This window comes from Pseudomonas avellanae BPIC 631 (assembly GCF_000444135.1).
Taxonomy (GTDB): domain Bacteria; phylum Pseudomonadota; class Gammaproteobacteria; order Pseudomonadales; family Pseudomonadaceae; genus Aquipseudomonas; species Aquipseudomonas avellanae.
The window spans coordinates 1-1411 of sequence record NZ_ATDK01000395.1 but is presented as its reverse complement, the minus strand read 5'-3'; the positions used below and the strand labels follow the sequence as shown (position 1 = coordinate 1411).

Sequence of the window (1411 nt, the reverse complement as noted above, 5' to 3'; positions counted from 1 at the left end):
TGCGCTCCGACTGCCTGTCCAAGTGGACGTGGGGCAGGTGTCCAAGTGAGCTTGGAATGAGTGTCCAAATGATCGTGGGCTGAGTGTCCAAGTGTCGTGGAATCCGCAGCTTGTGAATAAATACCTTGTGGGTATGGTCCGACATCTCTTTATCCTTATCCTTTATCCGGCCTTCGTGTTTCAGAAGGTTCTTGAAGATCAACTGGAGTTGTCGCTCCACTTCCTTGCTATCCGTGGGCAGGTGGACCATGAGTCCACAATAGCTGTCTTCCTTGAGTAAGCTGTCTCCGGTTTTACGACAGACGCTCATGGATGGCTTACGGTACATCTCGATAACATAGATATGATGGTGATCAACGGTCATTCGGATGATGAGCACTGCTTTGCGGGGTGGCGTATCTGCTTGTTTTGGTTTCTTAGCAGAATCCTTGTCAGAGCCGCTCTTTACAGAAAGAAATTGGTATTGCGGTATGCCTTCGCATTGAAGACCAAGAGGCAGGGTGTACCAGCCCACGTTTGAAATGCGCTGAGGATGATTCTTTGCCAGTCCCGTGCACGTCTGCCACATCTGCTGAAGGGTTCCTTCCACCAACCATTCCGGTGACTCAGCTTCGCTTTTTCCACCACCCTTGCCACCCCGATGCGCATCACCAGGTGCAAGCAACGTGCGATGATCACCGGGTGATGCAGTACCCCTTTTTCCGGGAATTCTCTGCTTGGTCTTGATCAGTTTGCGTTTAATGCCAAGCGTCGAAAGAGGCGAGTCGAGGACTACCCGGGCGTGGTTATTGTCGGGGGCTTCGGTATCGATGAGATCTATCTCTTGATTGGATGCCTCTTCAGGTGGCGGCTTCTTGTAGGCCCTTCCTGCTACTCCTTCATCAGCAGTGTATCGCTGGCGTTCGATCGTGATAGCTGAACCCTCCGGATTGCTAATGCCATCGATGTTCAGTAGCAGAAAGGTGTCGTTATCCATCCAGAAACCATCCCCTTGAATGATGGCCTTGCCTTCGAACCAGGGTTCCGCTTTGAGAAAAATCTTATCCTTTGGGCTGAACAGTGCTTTAAGAAGATTGTGAACGTCATCGCATTTGCGTTGGGTGTAATCGCTGTACAGAGCGTGCGCAAGAAATACGGCCTCTTTGTGAGATATGTGATTTCTAAGCTGCAGCTTCAGTGTCCGTGAATCACGCTCGTGGCCGTAGAAGTAGTTTTTCTCAACTGCATCCAGGCCGTACGTTGCTATCAATCTGCTCGTTTCAGAACTGCGCCCGTAGCATCGGGTAAAAAACTCAAGACAGGGCACTAGTGTACTGTTTTCGAAAAAACCAGCTACTAACTAACGTAAAATTCAAATTTTATCAATAACTTAGGTTGCGGGACACGGGTAAATTATTTCGCAAACAGTACA

General features: G+C 49.4%; 1 protein-coding gene. It reads right to left on the bottom strand.

Annotation, left to right across the window (positions count from 1 at the left end):
• A partial coding sequence (locus DW49_RS0122820) for a hypothetical protein (RefSeq protein ID WP_024421425.1) occupies positions 1 to 1249 on the bottom strand: 1249 nt, incomplete at its 3' end.
• Between the last annotated feature and the right edge of the window lie 162 nt (positions 1250 to 1411).